This is a genomic window from Lysobacter sp. Soil_C_15 (assembly GCF_057657315.1).
Window position 1 is genome coordinate 1 of sequence record NZ_JBDGIR010000030.1, and the last position, 1135, is coordinate 1135.

The following is a 1135-nucleotide window of genomic DNA, read 5'->3' on the forward strand; positions in this document are numbered from 1 at the left end:
CACTGTCTAACCTCAAGTGCATCACCCGGTTGAGGCTAGGCGATGGGAACCCACTACAGCCATTTCAGTGCGGAAGAACGTGGTGTCATCATGGCCATGACGCAGCAGGGCCAAAGCGCGCGGGCGATCGCCCGCATGCTGGGGCGCGCCGGCAGCAGCGTCACCCGGGAACTGAGCCGCAACGGTCATCGTTCCCTCCCGCCCAGCCCGGTGTTGGGACGCCCTCGCCGGGGCTACGATGCCGTGCGGGCAGGCGAACGCGCTGCCCGTTTGTGTCACCGAGCGCGACGAACGCGCAAACTTGCCAGGGATGGCGCGTTATGGCGGCTAGTGAAAGGCCAATTGCTGGCCCTGTGGTCGCCGCGCCAGATCAGCCAGGGGCTGCGCGTGCGGTACCCGGACCGTCCGGAGTGGCAGGTGTCGCACGAGACCATCTACAACGCGATCTACGCTTTTCCCCGGGGCCCGATACGGCGCGAGTTGACGCGCCTGTTGAAACAGCACCGGGCCGTGCGCCGCTCGCCTCGGCCGGGGCCAGAACGACGCGGCAAGATGCTGGATATCCAGAGTATTCATCTACGCCCACCGGAAGCCACCGACCGGCTGGTACCGGGACATTGGGAAGGCGATTTTCTGGTCGGCGCACGCAACCGCTCGGCGATCGGCGTGCTGGTGGACCGCAAGACGTTGTTCACGGTGTTGGCCCGCATGGAGGGCTGCACGGCCGCTGATGCTCTGAAAGGATTCAGCCGAGTACTGCGCCGTCTGCCGTTGTCGGCCCGGCAGACGCTCACCTACGACCAAGGCAAGGAAATGGCTTTGCATCGGGTGCTGTCCCGCAAAACCAATGTGAAGATCTACTTCGCCGATCCAAGCAGCCCTTGGCAGCGCGGTATTTGCGAGAACACCAACGGATTGCTTCGACAGTACTTTCCAAAAGGCCAGGATCTGTCGGGCTACACGCAGCGCCAGCTGGACCGGATCGCTTATCAGTTCAACACCCGGCCGCGAGCAACCCTGAACTATCAACTGCCCGCCGCGGTGTTCCTTCGCGAGCTGGGGATGCCAGAGCTGGCCGACAAGGTGATTCGGGACGTGTTCAAGCCGTTTGATGCACTTGTACGTTGACAGTGCA

General features: G+C 63.3%; 1 protein-coding gene. It reads left to right on the forward strand.

Annotated elements, in window-relative coordinates; translation table 11 throughout:
* The first annotated feature begins 42 nt into the window (after positions 1 to 42).
* Positions 43 to 1128 carry an IS30 family transposase gene (locus tag AC3A57_RS22885; RefSeq protein ID WP_487581005.1) on the forward strand — a complete coding sequence of 362 codons (1086 nt, stop codon included), beginning with the start codon at positions 43 to 45 and terminating at the stop codon, positions 1126 to 1128.
* Positions 1129 to 1135 lie beyond the last annotated feature (7 nt).

Coding starts and splice junctions, on each gene's coding strand:
- AC3A57_RS22885 (WP_487581005.1), top strand. CDS start 43: ATGGGAACCCACTACAGCCATTTCAGTGCGGAAGAACGTGGTGTCATC.